A 24735-nucleotide genomic window follows, 5' to 3' on the forward strand; every position below is an offset into this window, starting at 1 on the left:
GTGTTGGTCTCTCAGAAATGTTTTGAAATGAATCAAAAATTGTAGTGAGTGCCAACCGTGGGTTTTTACGCATCCGGGGGTCGTCTTGTACGGGTGGGTGCATCGTGTTTGGCGATGGATGGGCGTCAAAAAAGGCCTCTGTGCCGACAAGCACGGAGGCCTTTGAAAATGAGAGCTGCTTACGCTTGTTCTAAAACGATTTCAGATCGTTTTGATATTGAAATCGTTAAGCAATAAGCGGTTACAGCTACTATTTTTGCTGAGCCAGCAACTGATCGGCAAGCTGCACAAAGCCGTCGCCGCGCTCGGCCGTGGTCACATAGCGCGGCAGATGCCTGAGCTGGGGCACGAAGCGCGCGATATTGGCCACGCCCACGCTGTGGGGCATGTGCTCGAACATCTGCTGGTCGTTGGTCGAGTCGCCGATATACACCCAGCGCGCCAGCGTGGCGTCCAGATCGATGTCGAACAGCTCGCGCGTGATCCAGCGCGCACCTTCGAGCTTGTTGTGCTCGCCGAACCAGCCATTGATGTGGATGGAGCTGACGGTGGCATTCATGCCGGCCGCCTTCATGATGGCCACGCATTCATCGATCTGTGCCTGGGGCAGGTTCGTGAATTCGCTGTGATCCACGGCGATATCGCATTCGCGGCCGGCCGAGTCCGTGGCGCGTTTGGCGCCGGGCACGGTGGCCTCGATCTGCTCGAGCACCTGCTGCATGCGGGCAAAGTTGCGGGCGCGCTCGTCGGCCGCTTGCTGGTAGAGCTTGTCCAGGCCGCCCTGGGCATTGCGGCGCAGGGCCACGGCACCGTTCTCGGCCACGATGGCGTCCACGGGCCAGGCCGATGCAAACGGCACGCTCCAGCCGACGGGGCGGCCGGTGATGGGCACCACTTTCAGGCCCGCATCCTTGAGGCGCGCAATGGCGGCCACCACATGCTCGGGCACCACGCCGTCGGTGGTCAGCGTGTCGTCGATATCGGTCAGCACGCCCAGCAGCTTGGCAGGTGTCTGCAGCTCAGACAAAGGACGCAGAAATTCTTGGCTCACAACAAACTCTCAATGCATTGCAAAAGACGCTTGAACCTGGCGCGGCCCATCGGCGGGACGCCGAACAAGGGCCGCCCCTTACGCTCAGGGCGTCGTCCCCCGGCGGCGAAGCCAGAGAGGGGGAAGGCGCGAAGCGCCTCAGGGGGTGATCGCGCTCAGTTCGCTGAGCCCAGTGCCAGGCCCGCATGCTCGCGCAGCGGGTGGAAATGGATCTTGGGGAAACGCTCCTGGGCCAGGCGCACGTCATAGGGGCTGGTGCACAGATAGGCCAGGGTGTCGGCCGCATCATGCGCCAGACGCATGGGGTAGGCGTTCTCGAACTCGCGCAGCTCGGCGGGCGAGTCGGCCGTGATCCAGCGCGCACCGGTGTACTGGCAGCCTTCCAGGCGGACGTCGCAGTCGTACTCGGTCTTGAGGCGGTGCTGCACCACTTCGAACTGCAGCTGACCCACGGCGCCCAGCAGCATGTTGCCGCCGACATCGGGCTTGAAGACCTGAATCGCGCCTTCCTCGCCCAGCTGCATCAGGCCTTGCTGCAGCTGCTTGGTGCGCAGCGGGTTCTTGAGCACCACGGTCATGAACATTTCGGGCGCGAAGAAGGGCAGGCCGGTGAACTGCAGATTGGGGCCATCGGTGATGGAGTCGCCCAGCTGCACGCCGCCGTGAATCGTGAAGCCGATGATGTCGCCCGCATAGGCTTCGTCGACGGCTTCGCGGCGCTGCGACATGAAGGTCACCACGGATGTGGGGCGCAGCTCCTTGCCGGTGCGCTGCACCTTCATCTTCATGCCAGGGGTGTACTTGCCGCTGGCCACGCGCACGAAGGCGATGCGGTCACGGTGATTGGCATCCATGTTCGCCTGCACCTTGAACACCACGCCTGCGAAGGTCTTGTCTTCGGGGTTGATGGTGACTTCTTCGCGCTGGCGGTTCACTTCGGTGAAGGCAACGCGCGGGCCGGGCGGGGGCGACATGTCGACCACGGCGTTCAGCACTTCCATCACACCGAAGTTGTTCACGCCGGAGCCGAAGAACACGGGGGTCAGCTTGCCGTCCAGAAACGCCTGGTGGTCCCATTCGGCCGATGCGCCCTGGGCCAGTTCCATGCTCTCGATGGCATCGTCGTAGGCCTGGCCGAAACGGGCACGCAGTCTGTCGACTTCCGTCAGCGCAATGACTTCGAAGTCTTCGGGGCGCTTTTCGCTGCCGGCGGCAAACACCGTCATGCTCTGCGTCTGCAGATTGATGATGCCGCCGAAGCTCTTGCCCTGACCCACGGGCCAGGTGATGGGGCAGCAGGGCATGCCCAGTTCGCGCTCGACTTCGTCCATGATGTCCAGCGGGTCGCGCACTTCCCGGTCGAACTTGTTGACGAAGGAGATGATGGGCGTGTTGCGCTGGCGGCAGACCTCGATCAGGCGGCGGGTCTGCGATTCAACGCCGTTGGCCGCGTCGATCACCATCAGCGCCGAGTCCACGGCCGTCAGCACGCGGTAGGTATCTTCCGAGAAGTCCTTGTGGCCGGGAGTGTCGAGCAGGTTGATCACATGGTCGCGGTAGCTCATCTGCATCACCGACGAGGCCACCGAGATGCCGCGCTGCTTCTCGATTTCCATCCAGTCGGAGGTGGCGTGGCGCGAGGCCTTGCGGCCCTTGACGGCGCCGGCAATCTGGATCGCGCCCGAGAACAGCAGCAGCTTTTCGGTCAGCGTGGTCTTACCCGCGTCCGGGTGGGAGATGATGGCGAACGTACGACGGCGCCGGGTTTCTGGGGCGTATGACACAGTATTGAGAGCTGTAAATACAGCCGGAGAACGCCGGCTGTGACAACAAAAGGTGCAGCGGTCCGTTTGCCGCACCAGGCCCGCACCCATGCAGGGCAGACCTGTGAATAAGTCTTGAGGGCGCTTATTTTAACGGCAGGGCCAATTCTTGGAGCCGCTGCGGAAATGCGGGCCGGTCGACGCCATTGCCCAAGGCCGCTGGCTCCGGCAACTGGCAGATGCACAGCACAATAGGGGCCTTGTTTCCGGCCCTCATTTTTCCCTCATGAACAGCGCCCCGCAGGATGTGAATACCTCCTTACCTAACCAGTCTCCTGCCACTGCAGCTCCGGTATGGATAAAGCGCGGCACACCCGAGTACTGGCGGGTCAGCGTGGCGCTGTTCCTGGCGGGGTTTGCCACCTTCTCCCTGCTGTACTGCGTGCAGCCGCTGCTGCCGGAGCTGGTCCACAGCTTTGCCATCAGTCCGGCCCAGAGCGCTCTGGCACTGTCGGTCTCCACGGCCTGCCTGGCCGGATCCATCGTGCTGGCTGGGGCCTTGTCCGAGGGGCTGGGGCGGCGCAAGCTGATGTTCATCTCCATGGCCCTGGCGGCGCTGTGCAATCTGCTGGCTTCATTCATGCCGCAATGGCATGGGCTGCTGGCCGCGCGCGCGCTGGAAGGCTTGTTGCTGGGCGGCGTGCCCGCCGTGGCCATGGCCTATCTGTCCGAGGAGATCGATCCGCCCGGCCTGGGCTTTGCCATGGGCCTGTATGTGGGCGGCACGGCGCTGGGCGGCATGCTGGGCCGGGTCGGCATGAGCGCCATGACCGAGTTCTGGGGCTGGCGCCACGCCATGGCGGTGCTTTCGGTGCTCGATCTGCTGGCCGCCCTGGGTTTTGTCTGGCTGTTGCCCCATTCGCGCAACTTCATCAAGAAGACCGGGCTGGGCGCCAGATACCACCTGCAGGCCTGGGGTCGGCATCTGCGCCACCCGGGCCTGCCGCTGCTGTTCCTGATCGCCTTCGGCCTGATGGGCGTGTTTGTCAGCATCTACAACTATGCCGGCTTTCTGCTCAGTGCATCGCCCTATGGTCTGAGCCAGTTGCAGATCAGCCATATCTTCTACGCCTATCTGCTGGGCACGGCGGCATCGCCGATTGCTGGGGGGCTGGCCGACCGGCTGGGTCGCGGGCCGGTGCTGGTCGCGGGCACTTTGCTGATGGCCGTGGGCGTGGTGCTGACCCTGTTGCCGCCGCTGGCCGCCATCGTGACCGGCATGGTCCTGCTGACGGCCGGCTTCTTTGTCGCGCATTCGGTGGCCAGCGGCTGGGTGGGGCGGCTGGCCACCCAGTCCAAAGGCCATGCCTCGTCGCTATACCTCTGGGGCTACTACATGGGCTCCAGCGTGCTGGGGGCCGGGGCGGGCTGGTTCTGGTCGCGCTGGGGCTGGACGGGCGTGGGCTCCGTGGCCCTGGCCGTGCTGGCGCTGGTCATCGTGCTGGCCCTGCGCGTGCAGTGGCTGGCCAAGGTCGCAGCCGCGAACCGGGCCGCGTCTTGATGCCGTCTTGATATCGGCAAGCCCAATCTCTACCCGTTCTTGACGGGCGAATTCCTACAGTTCCTCCATCGCAATCAAGCCGCGTGAACGGCTTGCGGGAGGAATGAAATGAGCATCACCTGGATCGAAGCCCTGGCCGCCCTGACGGCGCTGGGGCTGTTTGCCTATTTGGGCTATGCGCTGCTGCGCCCCGAGAAATTCTGAAGGGGGCGCCATGCAAGTGCTGCAAGACCTTGTTTTTGTGAGTCTGACCGTGGTCTGCTTTGTCGGACTGCTGGGCTTTGTGCGCGCCCTGGCGCGTATCTGAAAGGGGTGGATCATGTGGCTACCCTGGATGGAATTCGCGGCCGTGCTGACGGCGGCGACCTTGCTGACGATTCCCATGGGCCAATGGCTGGCTCGCTGCTTTACCAGCGAGCACCACGGCTGGCTGGAGCGCCTGAGCTACCGTGCCATGGGCGTGAACCCGCAGGAGCGCATGGGCTGGCAGCGCTATGGCGCAGCCCTGGTGCTGAGCAATGCGCTGATGATGCTGCTGGGCTACGGGCTGCTGCGCCTGCAGGGCGCCCTGCCGCTGAATCCGCTGGAGATTGCGGCGCAGGCGCCCGACCTGGCTTTCAACACCGCCGCCTCCTTCATCACCAACACCAACTGGCAGGCCTACTCGGGTGAGAACAGCCTGAGCAATGCAACGCAGATGGTGGTCATCACCTTTCTGATGTTTGCCGGTGCCACCACAGGTGTCGCTGCCGGTGCCGGCTTTGTGCGCGGACTGGCGCGATCCAGTAGCAAGGATGTCGGCAACTTCTGGGTCGACTTCGTGCGCGTGTTCTGGCGCGTGCTGCTGCCGCTGTCCTTCATCATGGCCCTGGTCTATGTCTGGCAGGGCATTCCGCAGACCCTGCATGCCGAAGCCGTGGCGACGACGCTCGAAGGAGGCCGTCAGCAGCTGCTGATGGGGCCGGTGGCCAGCCTGGAAAGCATCAAGCATCTGGGCACCAACGGCGGCGGATTCTTTGCCATGAATGCGGCCCATCCCTTCGAGAACCCGACGCCGCTGACCAATCTGCTGCACATCCTCTCGATGCTGCTGATTCCTGCGGGCATGACCTACGCCTTCGGCTCCATGCTGCTGCGTCGCAAGCAGGGCTGGGTGCTGTTTGCAGCCTGCATGGTGATGTTCGTCGGCTTTCTGAGCCTGGTGTTCGTGTCCGAGCAGAACGGCAGCCAGCTGCTGGCGCGCTCCGGAGCCGATCAGCAGTACAGCCTGACCCAGAGCGGCGGCAATATGGAGGGCAAGGAGCTGCGCTTCGGCATTGCCGATACGGCCTTGTTCGTGGCGACCACCACTGCGGCCACCACGGGCTCGGTCAATGCCATGCATGATTCGCTGACCCCGCTGGGCGGCATCACACCGCTGGCCCAGATGATGCTCAACTGCGTCTTCGGCGGCGACGGCGTGGGGCTGATCAATCTGATTCAGTACGCCATCCTCACGGTGTTTCTGGCCGGCATGATGATAGGCCGCACGCCGGAATTCCTGGGCAAGAAGATCGAGGTGCGCGAGATCAAGCTGGTCATGCTCGCAGTGCTGGTGCCGCCGGCCTGCATTCTGGGATTCACGGCGCTGGCCGCGCTCTGGCCCGATGCCGCAGCCAGTCTCAACAACCGCGGCCCGCACGGCTTCTCGGAGATCCTCTACGCCTATGCATCGGCCACTGCCAACAACGGATCGGCCTTTGCCGGGCTGAACGCCAACACCCCGTTCTTCAACACCACCACGGGTCTGGCCATGCTGGCGGGACGCTTTCTGACGCTGCTGCCCATGCTGGCCGTGGCCGGCAGCCTGGCGGCCAAGGCCACCGTGCCCGCAGGGCCGGGAACATTCCCCACGGCCACACCGCTGTTCATGGGCCTGCTGGTGTTCGTGGTGCTGGTGGTGGGCGGTCTCACCTTTCTGCCGGCACTGGCCCTGGGTCCCGTGATCGAGCAGCTGCAAATGCTGGTGGGTCAGCTCTACGCCTGACGCCTTCTTCCAAGTGATGCCAATGGTCTGCAGTCCTTTTGCGGCTGCAGACCGGGGAGCAAACATGAAAACATCGACTCAAACTCTTTGCACCTCGGTGCAGCCCGGCCATGCAACAACGCAGCCCGAGGCGCAAGCCGCTTCCTGGCCCCGGCTGCTGGGCTCCAGCGTGCGTGCCGCCTTGCTGGTGATGGTGGTCTCGGGCATTGCCTATCCCCTGCTGACCACGGGCGTGGCACAGGCGCTGTTTCCCCATGCGGCCAATGGCAGCCTGATCGAGCGCGAGGGCCTGATCGTGGGCTCGGCCCTGATCGGCCAGCAGTTCACCGGGCCACAGTATTTCCACGGTCGGCCCAGCGCCACCATGGCGCCGGATCCGAACCAGGAGGGTGCAAGCCTTGCCGCTGCCTACAACGCAGGGCTTTCCGGTGCCAGCAACCAGGGGGCGACGCACAAGGACCTGTCCGAAGCCGTGGCGCAGCGTGTCGCCCAGTACCGCGCCGATAACGACATGGCCGCAGATCTGGCGGTGCCGGTGGATGCGGTCACCGCCTCCGCCTCGGGCCTGGACCCGCATATCTCGCTGGCCAATGCCAGGCTGCAGCTGCCGCGCGTGGCACAGGCGCGCCAGCTGCCCGAGGCCAGGCTTGTGGAACTGATGGACAGGGCCACCGAACCGCGCAGCCTGGGCCTGCTGGGCGAGCCGCGCGTGAACGTGCTGCAACTCAATCTGGCGCTGGATGCCTTGCAGCCCGCCAACAGCGCCGCGAAGGAGTAAGCCATGAGCGCAAGAAAAATGACGGCAGGCCGCAGCCTGCTTGACGCCGCGCTGGTGAAGTCGGCGCTCTGGGATGCGCTGCGCAAGCTCTCGCCACGCACGCAGTGGGCCAACCCGGTGATGTTTGTGGTGTATCTGGGGGCGATCCTGAGCAGTCTCTTGTGGTGGCAGAGCCTGATGGAGCCGGGCAGCGAGAACAGCGGCTTTGTGCTGGCGATTGCGCTGTGGCTGTGGTTCACCGTGCTGTTTGCCAACTTTGCCGAGGCCCTGGCCGAGGGCCGCAGCCGCGCGCAGGCCGCCAGCCTGCGCGGCATGAAGCGCGATACCGTGGCCAAGCTGCTGCAGCAGCCGCATTTCGGCAGCTCCTGGATTCCCATGCGCGCCAGCGAGCTGCGCAAGGGGGTGGTCATCTTCGTCGAGGCCGGTGACACGATTGCACTCGACGGCACGGTGATCGAGGGCGTGGCGTCGGTGGACGAAAGCGCGATCACCGGCGAATCCGCTCCCGTGATCCGCGAGGCCGGCGGCGACTTCTCGTCGGTGACCGGCGGCACGCGCGTGCTGTCGGACTGGCTGGTGGTGGAGGTCACGGTCAACCCCGGCGAGTCGTTTCTGGATCGCATGATCTCCATGGTCGAGTCGGCCAAGCGCCAGAAGACCCCGAACGAGATGGCGCTGACGATCTTGCTCGTGGGTCTGACGCTGGTCTTTCTGCTGGTCATCGTCACGCTGTGGCCGTTCTCGGTCTTTGCGGTGACGCAGGCCGGCACCGGCTCGGTGGTCGGCATCGCCGTGCTGATTGCGCTGCTGGTCTGCCTGATTCCGACCACCATCGGCGGCCTGCTGTCGGCCATCGGCGTGGCCGGCATGAGCCGCATGATGCAGGCCAACGTCATCGCCACCTCAGGGCGGGCCGTGGAGGCTGCCGGCGATGTGGACGTGCTGCTGCTGGACAAGACCGGCACCATCACCCTGGGCAACCGCCAGGCCTGCGACTTCCTGCCGGCGCCGGGAACGAGCGCCGCGCAGCTGGCCGAAGCGGCCCAGCTGTCCTCGCTGGCCGATGAAACCCCCGAAGGCCGCAGTGTGGTGGCGCTGGCCAGGGAGCGCCATGGCCTGCCCGAGCGCAGCAGCGCCGATTTCCCGGGCGAGTTCGTGCCCTTTACCGCACAGACGCGCATGAGCGGGGTCGATCTGCAGGGCGCTCAAGGCCTGCGCAGCTTGCGCAAGGGCGCTGCCGATGCTGTGCGCCGGCATGTCGAGGTGCTGGGCGGTAGCTTCCCGGCCCAGGTGCAACTGTCCGTGGATAACGTCTCGCGCAAGGGCAGCACGCCTTTGGTGGTGGCCGATGGCGCCAAGGTGCTGGGCGTGATCGAGCTCAAGGACATCGTCAAGCCAGGCATGCGTGAGCGCTTTGCCGAGCTGCGCCGCATGGGCATACAGACGGTGATGGTGACGGGCGACAACCCGCTGACGGCGGCCGCCATTGCCGCCGAGGCCGGGGTGGACGATTACCTGGCCGAAGCCAGGCCCGAGGACAAGCTGCAGCTGATCCGCTCGCACCAGGCGGCCGGTCGTCTGGTGGCCATGACGGGGGACGGCACCAACGATGCGCCGGCCCTGGCCCAGGCCGATGTGGCCGTGGCCATGAACAGCGGCACTCAGGCCGCCAAGGAAGCCGGCAACATGGTCGATCTCGACTCCAACCCCACCAAGCTGATCGAGGTGGTGGAGACCGGCAAGCAGATGCTGATGACGCGCGGGGCCTTGACCACCTTCAGCATTGCCAACGATGTGGCCAAGTATTTCGCCATCATTCCGGCCGCCTTTGTGGGTACCTATCCGCAGCTGGCCTCGCTCAACGTGATGCAGCTGCACAGCGCGGATTCCGCCATCCTGAGCGCCGTGATCTTCAACGCGCTGATCATCATCGCCCTGGTGCCGCTGGCCTTGCGCGGCGTGCAGTACCGCGCCGTGGGCGCCGCCATATTGCTGCGCCGCAACCTGCTGATCTACGGCCTGGGCGGGCTGATCGTGCCGTTTGTGGGCATCAAGCTCATCGACCTGCTGTTGACCGCGCTCCATCTGGTCTGAGCCTTTTGCCTTTCGGGGCTCCTCCGGGCTGCCTGGCTGCCGAGAAACGTGCAGCCGGGGCCGCCCTGTCTCTTTCGCATTTCCTATGTCTCAATCTTCCGTGAAGAAATTTCTGGCCGGACCCTTCCTGGCCGTGGCAAGTGCCTTGCTGCTGATGGCTGCTTCCGGCGCCACCCCCGCCAGGGCCCAGACTCCTGCCGACGAGGCTGCCGACAAGCCGCCCGTCACCGGTTCGCTCGGCCTGCTCAGCGACTATCGCTTTCGCGGCATTTCGCAAACCTGGCAGGGGGCGGCCGTGCAGGGCGGTGTGGAGCTGGCCCTGCCGCGCGGCTGGTATCTGGGCACTTCGCTGTCCAATGTCTCGACCCACAGCTACGGCCGGGGCCAGGGGCTGGAGCACGATATCTACGGCGGCTGGCGCGGCGATGTGGCGCCCGGCTGGCAGCTCGACGCCGGGCTGCTGCACTACCGATACCCCGGCGCGAGGCTGATGGCCGATGACGGCACTGCCAGGCGCTTTGACACCACCGAGCTCTACCTGGGCGCAGCGCATGGCGGCTTCAGCGCGAAGTGGTCTGTGGCGCTGACTCCTTATTTCGGGCTGGGAGAGAGCACGGCGGCTTCAGCCTTCGCGTCGGCGCTGCGCCCATCGGGCAGCAGCCGAGGCAGCCAGTATCTGGATCTGAACTATCAGCATCCGCTGGCCGATATCGCCACCCTGGGTCTGCATGGCGGCTATACCTGGGTGCGCAATTACAGCGATGTTTCCTATGCCGACTGGCGGCTCTCGCTGTCCAGGAGCTGGGGCGCGTGGACGGCCTCGCTGGCCTATGTCGGCACTTCGGCCGATGCCCGCTTCTACAGTGCTGCCAACGGCCTGGGCCAGTGGCGGGATCTGGGGCGCAGCGGCTGGTTGCTCGGACTGAGTGCCGGGTTCTGAGCGGGCTTGAGTGATACGCTGATCGTCCGATGCCTTCATCCACCAACACCTCCGCCGCGTCGCGCCCCGATCCCGACGCACTGCTCGCCCAGTTGCAGGCCGACAGCCAGCGCGCCCATCGTGGCAAGCTGCGCATCTACTTCGGCTCCAACGCCGGGGTGGGCAAGACCTATGCCATGCTGGCGGCCGCGCAGCGCGAGCGCCAGGCCGGGCGCAGCGTGCTGGTGGGGCTGGTGGAAACTCACGGCCGTGCCGAGACCGAGCAGCAGCTGCATGACCTGGAGCTGCTGGCGCGGCGTCAGCTGGTCTACCAGGGCCGGCAACTGGACGAGTTCGATCTGGATGCGGCACTGGCGCGTCGCCCGGAAGTGCTGCTGCTCGACGAGCTGGCGCACAGCAATGTGAGCGGCTCGCGCCATCCCAAGCGCTGGCAGGATGTGCAGGAGCTGCTGGAAGCGGGAATCGAGGTGTGGACCACGCTCAACGTCCAGCATCTGGAAAGCCTCAACGATGTGGTGGGCGGCATCGTGGGCATACAGGTCCACGAGACCGTGCCCGACCATCTGTTTGACGATGCCGACGAGGTCATCGTGGTCGACATCCCCCCCGAGGAGCTGCTCAAGCGCCTCAAGGCGGGCAAGGTCTATCCGCTGGAGCAGGCCGAAAGGGCCTCGCGCAATTTCTTCCGCCAGGGCAATTTGCTGGCGCTGCGCGAGCTGGCCTTGCGCCGCACGGCAGACCGCGTCGATGAGGACATGCGCGACTATCGCCGCGAGCGTGCCATCGACGATGTCTGGCCGACGCGCGAGCGCCTGCTGGTGGGCGTGGGCGGGCGCGCCGGCGACGATGCCCTGGTGCGCCAGGTGGCCCGACTGGCGAGAAGGCTGGAGGCCGACTGGGTGGTGGTCTATGTGGATGCGCCCGAGCGCCAGCATCGGCCCCGTGCGGCCCAGGAAGCCGTGCTCAGGACTTTGGCGCTGGCCGCGCGTCTGGGGGCGGAAACGGCCACCATTCCCGGCGCCCAAGTGGCCCAGGCCCTGGTGGACTTTGCGCGTGAGCGCAATGCCAGCCATCTGGTGCTGGCACGGGTGCATGAACCTTTGAGTCGCTGGCTGCGCTGGCGCTCCCCCAGTCTGTCCGAGCAGATTGCCGCGCTCGATCCCGGCCTGGACGTGCTGCTGCTGTCCGTCAAGCAGAGCAACAATGAAAGCGCCTTGCGCTTGCCGGCAGCGCGTGAACAGACCATTCCATGGAAGGGCTATGTGGGCGTGACCCTGGCCTGCCTGGCCGCTACGGCGGTGGCGGAGCTGCTGCTGCGGGTCTTCGATCCGGCCAATGTGGTCATGCTGTTCCTGCTGGTGGTGGTGCTGTCCGCCGTGCGCTGGGGACGGGGCCCTGGTGCCTGGGCGGCCCTGCTGTCGGTGCTGCTGTTCGACTTCTACTTTGTGCCGCCGCGCAACTCCTTCAGCGTCAACGATACCCAGTATCTGTTCACCTTCAGTCTGATGCTGGGCGTGGCCCTGGTCTGCGGCCAGCTCACGGCGCGGCTGCGCCACGAGGCGCGCGTGGCCGCAGAGCGTGAGAGGCGGGCCGGCGCGCTGGCCAGGCTGGCGCGCGATCTGTCCGGTGCGCTGACGCAGGAGCAGGTCACGCGCATTGCGCTGACCACCATGTCAGGCGTCTTCGACGCCCAGACCGGGCTGCTGGTGCCCGATGCCGACGAGCAGCTGCAGCTGGCGCAGGGCAGTGAGGGTCCGATCGACACCAGCGTGGGCCGCTGGAGCATGGAGCATGGCCAGATGGCCGGCTACGGCACCGATACCCTGGCCGCCGCGCCGGCGCTGTATGTGCCGCTGATGGCGCCCGTGCGCTCGCGCGGCGTGCTGGTGCTGCAGCTGCGCGCGCCGCAGAAACTGCGGGTGCCCGAGGAGCGCCGCCTGCTCGATGCCTGTGCCAGCCAGATCGCACTGGCGCTGGAGCGCGTGCATTTTGTGGAAGTGGCGCAGCAGACCCAGATTGCCATGGAGGGCGAGCGCATGCGCAACACCTTGCTCTCGGCTGTCTCGCACGATCTGCGCACGCCGCTGACGGGCATTCTGGGCGCCGCCCAGGCGGCCTTGCCGCATGCGCCCCAGGGGCCTGCGCATCACATGCTGCTGCAGATTCGCAATCAGGCCCAGGCGCTGCAGCAGCTGGTGGACAACCTGCTGGCCATGGCACGCCTGCAGCAGGGCGGCGTGCAGCTCAAGCGCGAATGGCTGCCGGTGGACGAGCTGGTCGGCAGTGCGCTGGCGCAGATGCGCGAGCGGCTGACAGCTCATGTGTTGCAGACCTCGATGCCGGCCGGGCTGCCCTTGCTGCAGCTCGATGCCGTGCTCATGGAGCGGGTGCTGGTCAATCTGCTGGACAACGCCATCAAATACACGCCGGAGGGCACGACCATCACCGTGGCCGCGCGCGTGCAGGGCAGCGACTGCGTGCTGAGCGTGCAGGATGCTGGGCCGGGACTGCCGGTGCATCTGCCTGTCGAACAGTTGTTCGAACCCTTTACCCGAGGGCAGGCAGAGAGCGCCGTGTTCGGCATGGGTCTCGGCCTGGCGCTGGCGCAGCGCATCGTGCAGGCCCATGGCGGACGCTTGCAGGTGACGGAGGCAGAGCCCGGGCCGGGCACCGTCTTCAGCATCTCGCTGCCAGTGCCCGAGCAGCCGGCCATGGACGAATGAGCCGACAATCCTGTGTATCACATGCAAATCCGAACATGACAAGCGCCGCACCCCGCATCCTGCTGATTGAAGACGACGCCAGCATCCGCCGCTTTGTGCGCCTGGCACTGGAGGACGAAGGCTGGCAGGTGTTCGAGTCCGAAACCGCCAGGCGCGGCCTGATCGAGGCCGCCAGCCGCCAGCCCGACGCGGTGGTGCTGGATCTGGGTCTGCCCGATGCCGATGGCAAGAGCGTGATTGCCGAGCTGCGTGGCTGGAGCCAGCTGCCGATTCTGGTCCTGTCCGCGCGCGAGCGGGAGGAGGAGAAGGTGGCGGCCCTGGACGCCGGTGCCGATGACTACCTGACCAAGCCCTTTGGCGTGCCCGAGCTGCTGGCCCGGCTGCGCGTGATGCTGCGCCGCCGTCAGCAGGCGTCGGCAGCAGACAAGCCCGGCAGCTGTGCGCGTTTCGGCACGGTGGTGGTGGATCTGGCGGCGCACGATGTCAGGCGTGACGGTGTGGCTGTTCACCTGACGCCCATCGAGTTCCGTCTGCTGGCGACCCTGATTGTCGGCCAAGGCAAGGTGCTGACGCACCGCCAGCTGCTGCTGCAGGTCTGGGGGGCAGAATATCTGGACCGCCCACACTATCTGCGCGTGCACATGGCCAATCTGCGCCAGAAGATAGAGAGCGATCCGGCCCAGCCCCGGCATCTGGTAACCGAGTTGCAAGTCGGTTATCGCTTGGTGGGCCTCGAAGGCTGATTCCTTTATAATCGCCGTCCATCCGAGGAGCGTTGCAGCGTTCCCCAGCCAGCCATGAGCTGGTCTGCGCGGGGCGTGAGGCTCGGATTTCATCCCGCAACGACGCTCGCCCACGCTTTCTGTGCGGTGAGCCGGTTCATTCCCCCTCTGCTGCAGAACGTGGTTTTTCATTCAAGATTTGGAGAAAACCATGAACGCTGCCGTGCGCTTCAACCCCGCTGATTCGGCCATTACCGATATTTCCCTGGCTGCCTGGGGCCGCAAGGAAATCAGGATCGCCGAAACCGAAATGCCCGGTCTGATGGCCGTGCGCGAGGAGTTCGCTGCTGCCCAGCCCCTGAAGGGCGCGCGCATCACCGGCTCGCTGCACATGACCATCCAGACCGCCGTGCTGATCGAGACACTGACGGCTCTGGGCGCGCAAGTGCGCTGGGCCTCGTGCAACATCTTCTCGACCCAGGACCACGCTGCTGCCGCCATCGCCGAAACCGGCGTGCCTGTTTACGCCATCAAGGGCGAGTCGCTGGAAGACTACTGGAACTACACGCACAACATCTTTGAATTCGGCGCCAAGGGCACCGAAGGCGAAGGCCCCAACATGATCCTGGATGACGGCGGCGACGCCACCATGCTCATGCACCTGGGCAAGCGCGCCGAGCAGGATCTGTCCGTGCTGGCCAACCCCACTTCGGAAGAAGAGCGCATCGTCTTCGCCGCCATCAAGGCCAAGCTGGCCGTGGACTCCACCTGGTACAGCCGCAAGTCGGCCCAGATCATGGGCGTGACCGAAGAGACCACTACCGGTGTGCACCGCCTCAACGAAATGTCGGCCAAGGGCACGCTGCTGTTCCGCGCCATCAACGTCAACGACTCGGTGACCAAGTCCAAGTTCGACAACCTGTACGGCTGCCGCGAATCGCTGGTGGACGGCATCAAGCGCGCCACCGACGTGATGATCGCCGGCAAGGTGGCTTGCGTGGCCGGCTACGGCGACGTGGGCAAGGGCTCCGCCCAGGCGCTGCGCGCGCTGTCGGCCCAGGTCTGGGTGACCGAGATCGACCCCATCAACGCCCTGCAGGCCGCCATGGAAGGCTATCGTGTAGTGACCATGGAATACGCTGCCGACAAGGCCGATATCTTCGTGACCACCACCGGCAACAAGGACATCATCCGTCACGAGCACATGGTTGCCATGAAGGATCAGGCCATCGTCTGCAACATCGGTCACTTCGACAACGAAATCGATGTGGCTTCGATCGAGAAGTACAAGTGGGAAGAAGTGAAGCCCCAGGTGGACCAGATCGAGTTCCCCGACGGCAAGAAGATCACCCTGCTGGCCAAGGGCCGTCTGGTGAACCTGGGCTGCGCCACTGGCCACCCCAGCTTTGTGATGTCCAACTCCTTCGCCAACCAGACCCTGGCGCAGATCGAGCTGTTCACCCGCCCCGACGCCTACGAAGTGGGCAAGGTCTATGTGCTGCCCAAGATCCTGGACGAAAAGGTCGCCCGCCTGCATCTGAAGAAGGTCGGCGCCATGCTGACCGAACTGAGCGACGAGCAAGCTGCCTATATCGGCGTGAGCAAGCAAGGCCCTTACAAGCCTGAAACGTATCGCTATTAATAGCACCCCCTGAGGCGCTTTGCGCCTTCCCCCTCTCTCTACGCGCTGCGCGCTAGGGGAGGGGGACGACAGCTTTGCTGCGCGGCGGCGCTTGCTCGCTGTCACTTTGCTAGGCTCTGCCAGTATTAGTGAGCGGCTGTCGTGGTTTAAATTTAATAGCTGCTTGCGCACGTCATATATAGATTTCAGATGAATATTTATCTGAAATCAAGCTGTATCAAGCGAAAACAGCTATCTAAAAAGATTTCTTTTGCCCGCTGCACCTTTGTGCAGCGCCTGGCGCCGGTTTATTTCAAAGGAAGCGACGCTATGCGCGCAGATGTTTTTCTGGTTGAAGCAGGTCATGCTGCCACCCGTTCCCAGGCCCAGCGCCTGATCGCCTCGGGTGTGGAGTGGCGCCTGACGCCGCTGGCGCCTTGGAAGAAAGTGGCCAAGAACGGCGATGACATTCCTGCCGGTGCCGAGCTGCAACTGCTGGACGCCGCCGAGGCCAAATACATCTCGCGCGGCGGGCTCAAGCTCGAGGGCGCGCTGGCCGCGACTGGCCTGAGCGTCAAGGGCTTGCGCTGTCTGGATGTGGGCCAGAGCACGGGCGGTTTCACCGATTGCCTGCTGCAGGCCGGTGCGACCCAGGTCATCGGCCTCGACGTGGGCCACGGCCAGCTGCACGAGCGCCTGAAGAATGACGAACGCGTGGTCTGCGTCGAGGGCTTCAATGCCCGCGCGCTAACGCCCGAGCTGCTGGAGAAGGCCTGCGACGAGGCGCTGTGCGAAGTCATCGAGGAAGAAGAGGACAACGACACCCAGCCCGTCGCCCCCTATGCCTGGATGCGCAACGGCGGTCAGGTCGATGAGGACTATGACGACAGCGACGATGCCAAGGAGCAGGATGTCGAGAGCTTCAAGGCCGAGCGCGCCGCCAAGGCCAAGGCCCGGGCCGAAGGTCTGGCTCCGGTGGAACTGCGCCGCAAGCCCGGCACCGAGAATATCGACATCAGCCCGGCTTTCGATTTCGTGACCGGCGATCTGTCCTTTATCTCGCTGACCCTGGTGCTGCCTGCTGTGGTGCAGCTGCTCAAGCCCCATGGCCAGTTGCTGATGCTGGTCAAGCCCCAGTTCGAGCTGCAGCCCGGCCAGATCGGCAAGGGCGGCATCGTGCGCGACACGGCCTTGTACGCCGAGGTCGAAAAGCGCATTCGCGACTGCCTCGGCGATCTGGGGCTGAGCGTCAAGCAATGGCTGGATTCGCCCATAGAAGGCGGCGACGGCAATCACGAATTCTTCGTCTGGGCCCAGCAGGGCGCTGAAGTCAAGGCTCCGGCCCCCGTCGTTGTCGACGAAGAGGCTGCGGCCAGGCCGGCCGTCAAGGCGGCCGCCAAGCGCCCTTCGCGTGCCGACATCAAGGCCCAGCGCGCCAAGCAGGAGCTGTATGAAGACCCCGAGGTGGCCAGCTTCGGCCAGCCCGGCCCGGCCCGCAGCAAGCAGAAAAAGCGAAACGAGCGCTGAGCAAAAGGCGCCACGAGCGTTGAGTAGAAAGCGCAAGCCGCGCTGAGCACAAGAGCGTGGCGGGTACCGAGCCTTCGGCGCCCGCCCATGACCCAGGATTCAGAGACATAGACCGCCATGAGCTTTCCCGTCAGCTTCGAGTTTTTCCCCACCAAGACGCCCGAAGGCGCTGCCAAGCATGTGGGCGTGCGCCAGGCCCTGTATGCGCGCAAGCCCGAGTTCTGCTCCGTGACCTACGGCGCGGGCGGCTCCACCCAGGCCGGCACCTTCACCATGGTGCGCGACATCCAGAACGAGGGCGTGGGCGCGGCCTCGCACTTTTCCTGCATCGGCGCCACGCATGAAAAAGTGCGTGCCGAGCTGAACGAACTCAAGGCCATGGGCGTCAAGCGCATCGTCGCCTTGCGCGGCGACCTGCCCAGCGGCTACGGCCTGGGCGGCGAGTTCCAGTACGCCAGCGATCTGGTGGCTTTCGTGCGTCAGGAGTTCGGCGACTGGTTTCACATCGAAGTTGCCGCCTATCCCGAAACTCACCCTCAAGCAAAGTCCCCTCGCAGCGATCTGGACGCATTTGTTGCTAAAGTGCGCGCTGGTGCAGATTCCGCCATCACGCAATACTTCTACAATGCCGACGCATACATGCGCTTTGTCGATGAGGTGAGGGCTCTGGGGCTCGACGTGCCGGTCGTGCCAGGAATCATGCCGATTACCAGCTCTACACAGCTGATGCGCTTCTCGGATGCATGTGGTGCCGAGATTCCGCGCTGGATTCGTCTGCGTCTGCAGGCGTTCGGAGATGACACCGCTTCCATTCGTGCGTTCGGTCTGGATGTCGTGACTCATCTATGCGAGCAGTTGCGCAGCCAGGGGGCTCCCGGGCTGCACTTCTATACGATGAACCAGAGCGTCGCCACTCTGGAGATCTGCGACCGTCTGGGTCTGTAAGCCAAAAGCTTGCCGGCCGCGAGGCGGCCGGTCTTGGGCGGCTCTCACTTGAGCTTTCAAGGAGATTGCGCCCGTGCAACCGAAATTTTGGCGCTTGCGTTGTTGTCAGTGGATAGGTCTTGCCGTCGTTACCGCGACCATGGCGGGCTGTGCTCCACTGCCGGAAAAGCCCGAGGAACAGGCCCCCGTCGCTCAGAGCCAGCCCCGAAAAAAGGGCGCGCAGCCCACGGTCTCCGCCCCGCTGCTTCCCGATGCCTATGCGCGCAGCAACTATCGCGACAAAGGTCTGGGCGTCAAGGCCAACAAGCCTGCGGATGCCGACAAGGCAGATCTGCCCGAAGACAGCAACAAGTACGAACTGAGCCCTCCACGTGAAAGCGACCAGGCGGGCCTGGCTTCCTGGTATGGCGAGCAGTTCCATGGCCGCAAGACGGCCAGCGGCGAACGCTTTGACAGCATGGACATGACGGCAGCGCACAAGACCCTGCCTTTCGGGACGCGTGTCTGCGTGCGCAGCTCCGTGACCGGCAAGAGCGTGGTGGTGCGTATCAATGACCGCGGCCCCTTCGCGCCCGGTCGCGTCATCGACCTGAGCAAGGCCGCAGCCCAGGAACTGGGCATGCTGGGTCTGGGCATCAAGCCTGTAGAGCTGTGGCAGCTGGAGGCCGATGAGGACGAGTGCCCGGCCACGCTCAATGCGTCGAGCCGAAAGCGTCACCCCAGCGTGGCGCAGGGCGCTGCCGCCGCCAAGACGCGCGCGGCGTCCGCGAAGCAGCCCACGCGCAAGGTGTCACATACCGCCAAGCGCAAGCGCTGAACCATTATTGCTGGTTGAGGGCGGCGCGCCGCCTGCAAAGCTGGTGCGCCTGGACTGCAGAGGGCCGGCAAGGGCCGACCCGCAGCCGCGCAATCAGCCGCCAGACTCCAGCGTGAATCCTGCGTTGCTGTCCTGACCCAGCAGCTTGACCAGCTGCGGCATGGCGGGCTTGAGCTGATCCTTGAGATTGAACGGCGGGTTGATCAGGAACATGCCGCTGGCGGGCAGGCCGCCGCGCTCGGAGGTCTTGTTGCTCTTGACCGTGAGCGTGGCATGCAGCCAGCTCTTGCCGGCCTTGGTGGTCATGGTCTTGAGCCGCTTGGGCAGATCATGGGCATCCGGGCGCGGGATGATGGGGTACCAGACGGCGTAAGTGCCTGTGGGAAAGCGCTTGAGGCTGTCCGCCACCATATCCAGCACGCGGCCGTAGTCCGTCTTCAATTCGTAGCTCGGATCGCAGAGCAGCAATGCGCGGCGCGAGGGCGGAGGCAGGAATTTCTTCACGCCTTCGAAGCCATCCTCGTGCAGGATGGCGACCTGGCGCCTGACTTCCAGCTGGGCCATGTTGCCGGTCAGCGAGCGCATGTCCGTGGGGTGTAGCTCGAAGGCCTTGAGGCGGTCATGGCCGCGCAGCAGCGCCTGGGAGATGAAGGGCGAGCCGGGGTAGTTGCGGATGGCATTGCCCTGGTTGAAGCGGCGCACCATCTGCAGATAGTCCTGCAGCACTGGGGCCAGCTCGGCCTCCTTGGCGGCAGCCAGGCGCAGCACGCCTTCTTCGGCCTCGCCGCTCTTGCTGGCGTAGTCACCGTCCAGGCGGTACAGGCCGGCTCCGCCGTGGGTGTCGAGCACCGTCAGCGCAGCCTCTTTTTGCGTGAGGTATTGCACGGTGGCAATCAGAACGGTGTGCTTGAGCACATCGGCGTGATTGCCTGCATGGAAGGCGTGGCGGTAACTGAACATAGAGATGGATGGTAACCAGCAGGGCAAGAGGGGAACAGCACTTTTTACCCTGTGGTCTTTAAAGGCTGTCGGCGCCTGGGTGCAGAGGGAGAAACAGGCGCTAGGGGCTGTTTCACAACAGGCTGCTGCACGAAAACACGCAGATTCTGGCGTTTTTGTATAATGGCGGGCTTCGCAGCGATTTTATGGTTCCCGCGGCGAAGGCTTGGGCCAAGTTTAAATGGGTCCGAGTAACCCCGCCTAAGAGGCTTCCTTTAAAAGACCTGTCTTTTTCAAGAAGAAGCACCGACCGCGGAAAAGGGACCGCCAAACCCTCTTGAAAGAGAAAACTCATGTCTACATTCAGCGCAAAGCCCGCTGAGGTGCAACACGAGTGGTTTGTGATTGACGCCACCGATAAGGTGCTCGGACGTGTCGCCAGCGAAGTGGCACTCCGTCTGCGCGGCAAGCACAAGGCCATTTACACACCTCACGTTGACACCGGTGACTACATCGTCATCATCAACGCCTCCAAGCTCAAGGTCACTGGTACCAAGAACCTGGACAAGGTGTACTACCGTCACTCCGGTTTCCCCGGTGGCATCACTGCTACCAACTTCCGCGACCTGCAAGCCAAGTTCCCTGGCCGTGCTCTCGAGAAGGCCGTCAAGGGCATGCTGCCCAAGGGTCCTCTGGGCTACGCCATGATCAAGAAGCTGAAGGTTTACGGCGGTGCTGAGCACCCCCATACCGCACAGCAGCCTAAGGCTCTGGAAATCTAAGGAGACCTAGATGATTGGTGATTGGAACAATGGCACAGGCCGTCGCAAGTCCAGCGTCGCTCGCGTGTTTCTGAAGAAGGGCTCCGGCAAGATTACTGTGAATGGCAAGGACATTCAGCAGTACTTCGGTCGCGAAACCTCCATCATGATCGCAAAGCAACCCCTGGTTCTGACTGAGAACCTGGAGACTTTCGACATTCAAGTGAACGTCCATGGCGGCGGCGAATCCGGTCAAGCCGGTGCAACCCGTCACGGCATCACCCGTGCCCTGATCGACTATGACGCAGCTCTGAAGCCTGCACTGAGCCAAGCCGGCTTCGTGACTCGCGACGCTCGTGAAGTCGAACGTAAGAAGGTCGGTCTGCACTCCGCACGCCGCGCCAAGCAGTTCTCGAAGCGTTAATCCGTTTCGCCTGCAGGAAAGACTCTTCGGAGTCTTTTCAGAAAAAGCCGCCTCGAATGCAAATTCCTGGCGGTTTTTTCATGGGCGGCCGCAGCCTTGTCCAGCGCTTGCGCAAAGCCCCCACTTGCACTGGCGACAAAGAGATACGGCCGGTATTCCCGAGCCCCTTGCTGTACCATTTCAGGCAATCAAGAAACTACGGAGTAATGCCATGAGCGCCGTTGCTGAAACCACGACCACCGAAATGCCTTCCCCCATCGTCTTCACCGACAGCGCTGCTGCGAAGGTGGCCGATCTGATTGCCGAAGAAGGCAATCCCGATCTGAAGCTGCGCGTTTTTGTGCAAGGTGGTGGCTGCTCCGGTTTCCAGTACGGTTTCACCTTCGACGAGATCACCAACGACGACGACACCACCATGACCAAGAACGGTGTCTCGCTGCTGATCGACTCCATGAGCTATCAGTATCTGGTGGGCGCCGAGATCGACTACAAGGAAGATCTGCAAGGCGCCCAGTTCGTGATCAAGAACCCCAATGCCTCGACCACCTGCGGTTGCGGCTCCAGCTTCTCGGTCTGAGTCGAATGATTGTCTGCGCGCCGGCCGTTCTGGTCTGGCGTTCGCATATTGCTTAAGCCGCTGCGAGTCAGCGGCTTTTTTATTGCCGTGTCGCCTTGTTCCGGAGCTGCCCATGGGTGAGATGCCCGTCACGCACCATAGTGCCCCCCATAAAGAAAGACTGCTGTGGCTGGTGGCCATAGGCTTTTTCATGCAGTCGCTGGACGCGACCATCCTCAACACGGCGTTGCCGGCCATGGCGACCGAGCTGGGCGAGAGCCCGATGAAGATGCAGTCCGTCATCGTGGCCTATGCGCTGACCACGGCCATGCTGATTCCGGCCACGGGCTGGGTGGCCGACCGCTTTGGCACGCGGCGCGTCTACGGCTGGGCGATCGGCCTGTTTGTGCTGGGTTCGGTGCTGTGCGCGCTTTCGCCCAGCCTGCCGTTTCTGATCGCGGCACGCGTGGTGCAGGGCGTGGGTGGGGCCATGATGCTGCCCGTGGGCCGGCTGGCCGTGCTGCGCACCTATCCGCGCGGCGAGTTCATCCGCGCCATGAGCTTTATTGCCATTCCTGGCCAGGTCGGCCCGCTGCTGGGGCCTACCCTGGGCGGCTGGATGGTGGAGTACGCCAGCTGGCACTGGATCTTCTGGATCAATGTGCCCGTGGGACTGATCGGGCTGTGGGCGACCTGGCGCTGGTTCCCGCGCAGCGCGCCCGTGGCCGTACACCGCTTTGACGGCACGGGCTACGCCATGCTGGCATTCGGCATGGTGGCCATTTCCATCGCGCTGGACGGCCTGTCCGGCATGGGACTGGGCATGGCGCTGGTGGTGGTGCTCATGGTGTTCGGCCTGGCCAGCCTGGCCAGCTACTGGATGCATGCGCTGCGCGTGGAAGAGCCGCTGTTTGCGCCGGGCCTGTTCAAGGTGCGCTCGCTGCGCGTGGGTCTGCTGGGTAATCTGTTCACCCGTTTCGGCAGCGGCGCTGCGCCGTTCCTGATCCCGCTGATGCTGCAGGTCGGCCTCAAGATGTCGCCCATGAACGCAGGCCTGATGATGCTGGCCACGGTCACCGGCAGCATGCTGGTCAAGCGCATCGCGGTGCGCACGGTGCAGCGCTATGGCTACAAGCGCGTGCTGCAGGTCAACTCGGTGATGCTGGCCCTCATGCTGGCTTCGTTCGGGCTGGTGGTGCCGGGCACGCCGGTCTGGCTGCTGCTGGTGCAGCTGTTCATCTTCGGCGGCTTCAACTCCATGCAGTTCTCGGCCATGAATTCGGTCACGCTCAAGGATATGGAGGGCGAGTCGGCCAGCAGCGGCAACAGCCTGCTGTCCATGGTGCAGATGCTGGCCATGAGCATGGGCGTGGCCCTGGCCGGAGCCTTGCTGACGGGCTTCAGCGATATGTGGCCGGCGCACAGCGACGAGCGCATGCAGGCCATTCGCGCCACCTTTGTGACGGTGGCCTTGATGACGCTGGCGGCCACGCTGGTGTTCAGCCAGCTCGATGCCGACGAGCCTGTACGCCCGGCTCCGGATGGTGGCGATGCCTGAAAATTTGATAGCTTGTAGCGTTTGTCAATAAACAATTTCAGATAGTTTTATCTATGAAATTGTTTATTGGAAGGCGCTATTAGCTATTGATAGGGGAGCGTGACTCGGCTTCCACTTCCTGGGACTTACCCGTAGGAAACGGGGTTTTGTACGGGTTCACCCTTGATTTTGGTCACGGATATATGACGCACTACATAGCCCCTATGAGCGCGTCCATATGAGAAGCTGCCCCTGCAGGCGTAGCCTTCGATCTTGACGAATGCTGCGTTTGGAATGCATCTTGCATGCAGGCATTCAATCTCACCCTGTCCCACGATCATGAGCACCAGTCAGAACTCTCAACCGATACGCTTCTTCCACCGTGGCGAGGTGGTGGAAGTGCAAGGCCCGCACCCCACACGCTCCGTGCTGCAATGGCTGCGCGAGGATGCCCATTGCACGGGCACCAAGGAAGGCTGCAACGAAGGCGATTGCGGTGCCTGCACGGTAGTCATCGGCGAGCTGGCCGAAGCCGGCGATACCGAGGCCGTCAACGGCCTGCGCCTGCAGACCGTCAATGCCTGCATTCAATTCCTGCCCAGCCTGCATGGCAAGGCCTTGTTCACGGTGGAAGACCTCAAGAGCCAGTGCGCGGGCAAGTCTGCCTGCGCCGGCAAGCCTGCAGGCCCGCAAAGCCTGCATCCGGTACAGCAGGCCATGGTGGAGTGCCATGGCTCGCAATGCGGCTTCTGCACGCCCGGCATCGTGATGACGCTGTGGTCGGCCTATGAGCATCACCAGCAGCAGGGCAGCGAGCCCACGCGCCAGCAACTGGCCGACGAACTCTCGGGCAATCTGTGCCGCTGCACGGGCTACCGCCCGATTCTCGATGCAGGTCAGCGCATGTTCGACCTGCCTGCCGTGCGACTGGATACGGCGCCCGTGGTGGCTGCGCTGCAAGGCCTGCAGGCCGAGGCCGGCAACGCGGGTCTGAACTATGCGGCCCCCCAGGGCCTGCGCACCGACTTCTTCCACGCTCCGCGCACGCTGGCAGAGCTGGCCAGCCTGTGCGAGACCAAGCCCAAGGCCCGCATCGTGGCCGGCTCCACCGATGTGGGGCTCTGGGTCAACAAGCAGTTCCGCGACCTGGGCGACATGATCTACGTCGGCGATGTGGCCGAGATGAAGCGCATCGAAGTACGGCCCGATGCCGAAGGCGGCGAGCTGTATATCGGCGCCGGGGCTTCGCTGGAGTCCGCCTGGAGCGCGCTGGTGCAGCGCTGGCCCAGCCTGACCGATGTCTGGCTGCGCTTTGCCTCCACGCCCATCCGCCATGCGGGGACCATGGGCGGCAATGTGGCCAACGGCTCGCCGATCGGTGATTCGCCGCCGGTGCTGATGGCGCTGGATGCCCAGATCGAGCTGCGCAAGGGCGAGCGCGTGCGCCGCATGCCGCTGACGGATTTCTATCTGGACTATATGAAGAACCAGCTGGAGGCGGGCGAGTTCGTGCAGGCCCTGGCGGTGCCGCTGGCGGCCATGCAGCGCCAGGTTCGCGGCTACAAGATCAGCAAGCGCTTCGATTGCGATATCTCGGCCCTGTGCGCCGGCTTTGCCATCGAGCTCGATGGCGAGATCGTGCAATCCATCCGACTGGCATTTGGCGGCATGGCGGCCACGGTCAGAAGAGCGGCGGGCGCCGAAGCGGCCCTGCTGGGCAAGCCCTGGAACCTGGAGAGCGTGAAGGCCGCACAGGCTGCGCTGGCCCAGGATTTCAAGCCCATGAGCGATATGCGCGCCAGCGCCGATTACCGCCTCAAGGTGGCGCAGAACCTGATCCAGCGTCTGTGGCTGGAAACGCGTGCCGATCAGCCGCAAAGTACCGAGGCGACCAGTGTCTGGAGCGTGATGCCTCATGTTGTTCCTGCCGCCGTGGAGCAAGGAGTCTGA

20 protein-coding genes and 1 riboswitch are annotated in these 24735 nt (G+C 64.1%); of the genes, 17 read left to right on the forward strand and 3 right to left on the reverse strand.

All coding sequences use genetic code 11. The features are described from left to right. Positions 1–250: 250 nt before the first annotated feature. The gene (locus O987_RS02835) at positions 251–1051 is read right to left on the reverse strand and encodes an HAD-IIB family hydrolase (RefSeq protein WP_043370762.1); all 801 of its coding nucleotides are present in this window, start codon (positions 1049–1051) and stop codon (positions 251–253) included. A 155-nt stretch (positions 1052–1206) separates the two neighbouring features. Further along, the gene (locus tag O987_RS02840; protein WP_043370764.1) at positions 1207–2835 is read right to left on the reverse strand and encodes a peptide chain release factor 3; all 1629 of its coding nucleotides are present in this window, start codon (positions 2833–2835) and stop codon (positions 1207–1209) included. 265 nt (positions 2836–3100) lie between these two features. On the opposite strand from O987_RS02840, the gene O987_RS02845 reads away from it, so the two are divergent. From O987_RS02845 to O987_RS02900, 12 genes are all read left to right on the forward strand, one after another. Continuing rightward, positions 3101–4375, forward strand: a complete 1275-nt coding sequence (locus O987_RS02845; RefSeq protein WP_043370765.1) for an MFS transporter — start codon at positions 3101–3103, stop codon at positions 4373–4375. 108 nt (positions 4376–4483) lie between these two features. Then, the gene (gene kdpF, locus O987_RS02850) at positions 4484–4579 is read left to right on the forward strand and encodes a K(+)-transporting ATPase subunit F (RefSeq protein ID WP_003059029.1); all 96 of its coding nucleotides are present in this window, start codon (positions 4484–4486) and stop codon (positions 4577–4579) included. Positions 4580–4694: 115 nt separating this feature from the next. Then, positions 4695–6401 (forward strand): potassium-transporting ATPase subunit KdpA, encoded by a 1707-nt coding sequence (gene kdpA, locus O987_RS02855; protein ID WP_043370767.1) that lies wholly within the window; start codon positions 4695–4697, stop codon positions 6399–6401. A 64-nt stretch (positions 6402–6465) separates the two neighbouring features. Further along, positions 6466–7179 (forward strand): K(+)-transporting ATPase subunit C, encoded by a 714-nt coding sequence (gene kdpC, locus O987_RS02860; RefSeq protein ID WP_003059023.1) that lies wholly within the window; start codon positions 6466–6468, stop codon positions 7177–7179. Between the two features lie 3 nt (positions 7180–7182). Next, the gene (gene kdpB, locus O987_RS02865; protein ID WP_043370768.1) at positions 7183–9273 is read left to right on the forward strand and encodes a potassium-transporting ATPase subunit KdpB; all 2091 of its coding nucleotides are present in this window, start codon (positions 7183–7185) and stop codon (positions 9271–9273) included. An 85-nt stretch (positions 9274–9358) separates the two neighbouring features. Then, positions 9359–10213 carry a TorF family putative porin gene (locus O987_RS02870; protein WP_043370770.1) on the forward strand — a complete coding sequence of 285 codons (855 nt, stop codon included), beginning with the start codon at positions 9359–9361 and terminating at the stop codon, positions 10211–10213. A gap of 29 nt (positions 10214–10242) precedes the next feature. Next, entirely contained in the window at positions 10243–12936 is a 2694-nt protein-coding gene (locus O987_RS02875; protein ID WP_043370771.1) for a sensor histidine kinase, read from the forward strand. A gap of 35 nt (positions 12937–12971) precedes the next feature. Further along, positions 12972–13679, forward strand: a complete 708-nt coding sequence (locus O987_RS02880) for a response regulator (RefSeq protein ID WP_043370772.1) — start codon at positions 12972–12974, stop codon at positions 13677–13679. A gap of 18 nt (positions 13680–13697) precedes the next feature. After that, positions 13698–13794, forward strand: a riboswitch (S-adenosyl-L-homocysteine riboswitch). A 75-nt stretch (positions 13795–13869) separates the two neighbouring features. Continuing rightward, positions 13870–15300, forward strand: a complete 1431-nt coding sequence (gene ahcY / locus O987_RS02885; protein WP_043370773.1) for an adenosylhomocysteinase — start codon at positions 13870–13872, stop codon at positions 15298–15300. 309 nt (positions 15301–15609) lie between these two features. Beyond that, positions 15610–16806 (forward strand): TlyA family RNA methyltransferase, encoded by a 1197-nt coding sequence (locus tag O987_RS02890; protein WP_043370775.1) that lies wholly within the window; start codon positions 15610–15612, stop codon positions 16804–16806. 117 nt (positions 16807–16923) lie between these two features. Further along, on the forward strand, positions 16924–17751 hold the full coding sequence (metF, locus tag O987_RS02895; RefSeq protein WP_003061724.1) for a methylenetetrahydrofolate reductase [NAD(P)H]: 828 nt from the start codon (positions 16924–16926) through the stop codon (positions 17749–17751). A 139-nt stretch (positions 17752–17890) separates the two neighbouring features. After that, positions 17891–18568 carry a septal ring lytic transglycosylase RlpA family protein gene (locus O987_RS02900; protein ID WP_051962105.1) on the forward strand — a complete coding sequence of 226 codons (678 nt, stop codon included), beginning with the start codon at positions 17891–17893 and terminating at the stop codon, positions 18566–18568. Positions 18569–18661: 93 nt separating this feature from the next. On the opposite strand, the gene O987_RS02905 is transcribed toward O987_RS02900, so the two are convergent. Then, complete coding sequence (locus tag O987_RS02905; RefSeq protein ID WP_043370778.1) at positions 18662–19528, reverse strand: 23S rRNA (adenine(2030)-N(6))-methyltransferase RlmJ; 867 nt, start codon at positions 19526–19528, stop codon at positions 18662–18664. 332 nt (positions 19529–19860) lie between these two features. Between O987_RS02905 and rplM the strand changes: the two genes are divergently transcribed. The 5 genes from rplM to xdhA all read left to right on the forward strand — a co-directional run bounded on the left by rplM (position 19861) and on the right by xdhA (position 24735). Next, positions 19861–20289 carry a 50S ribosomal protein L13 gene (gene rplM / locus O987_RS02910; protein ID WP_003059004.1) on the forward strand — a complete coding sequence of 143 codons (429 nt, stop codon included), beginning with the start codon at positions 19861–19863 and terminating at the stop codon, positions 20287–20289. 10 nt (positions 20290–20299) lie between these two features. Beyond that, the gene (gene rpsI / locus O987_RS02915; RefSeq protein ID WP_003059002.1) at positions 20300–20692 is read left to right on the forward strand and encodes a 30S ribosomal protein S9; all 393 of its coding nucleotides are present in this window, start codon (positions 20300–20302) and stop codon (positions 20690–20692) included. Between the two features lie 211 nt (positions 20693–20903). Then, positions 20904–21269: an iron-sulfur cluster insertion protein ErpA gene (erpA, locus tag O987_RS02920; protein ID WP_003059000.1), complete on the forward strand. Its 366-nt coding sequence runs from the start codon at positions 20904–20906 to the stop codon at positions 21267–21269. Continuing rightward, the gene (gene mdtD, locus O987_RS02925) at positions 21226–22806 is read left to right on the forward strand and encodes a multidrug transporter subunit MdtD (protein ID WP_419177851.1); all 1581 of its coding nucleotides are present in this window, start codon (positions 21226–21228) and stop codon (positions 22804–22806) included. The genes erpA and mdtD overlap by 44 nt, the downstream gene beginning before the upstream one ends. A 318-nt stretch (positions 22807–23124) precedes the next feature. Then, positions 23125–24735 carry a xanthine dehydrogenase small subunit gene (xdhA, locus tag O987_RS02930; RefSeq protein WP_043370780.1) on the forward strand — a complete coding sequence of 537 codons (1611 nt, stop codon included), beginning with the start codon at positions 23125–23127 and terminating at the stop codon, positions 24733–24735.

The sequence above is a fragment of the Comamonas testosteroni TK102 genome (genome assembly GCF_000739375.1).
Lineage (GTDB): Bacteria > Pseudomonadota > Gammaproteobacteria > Burkholderiales > Burkholderiaceae_C > Comamonas > Comamonas brasiliensis.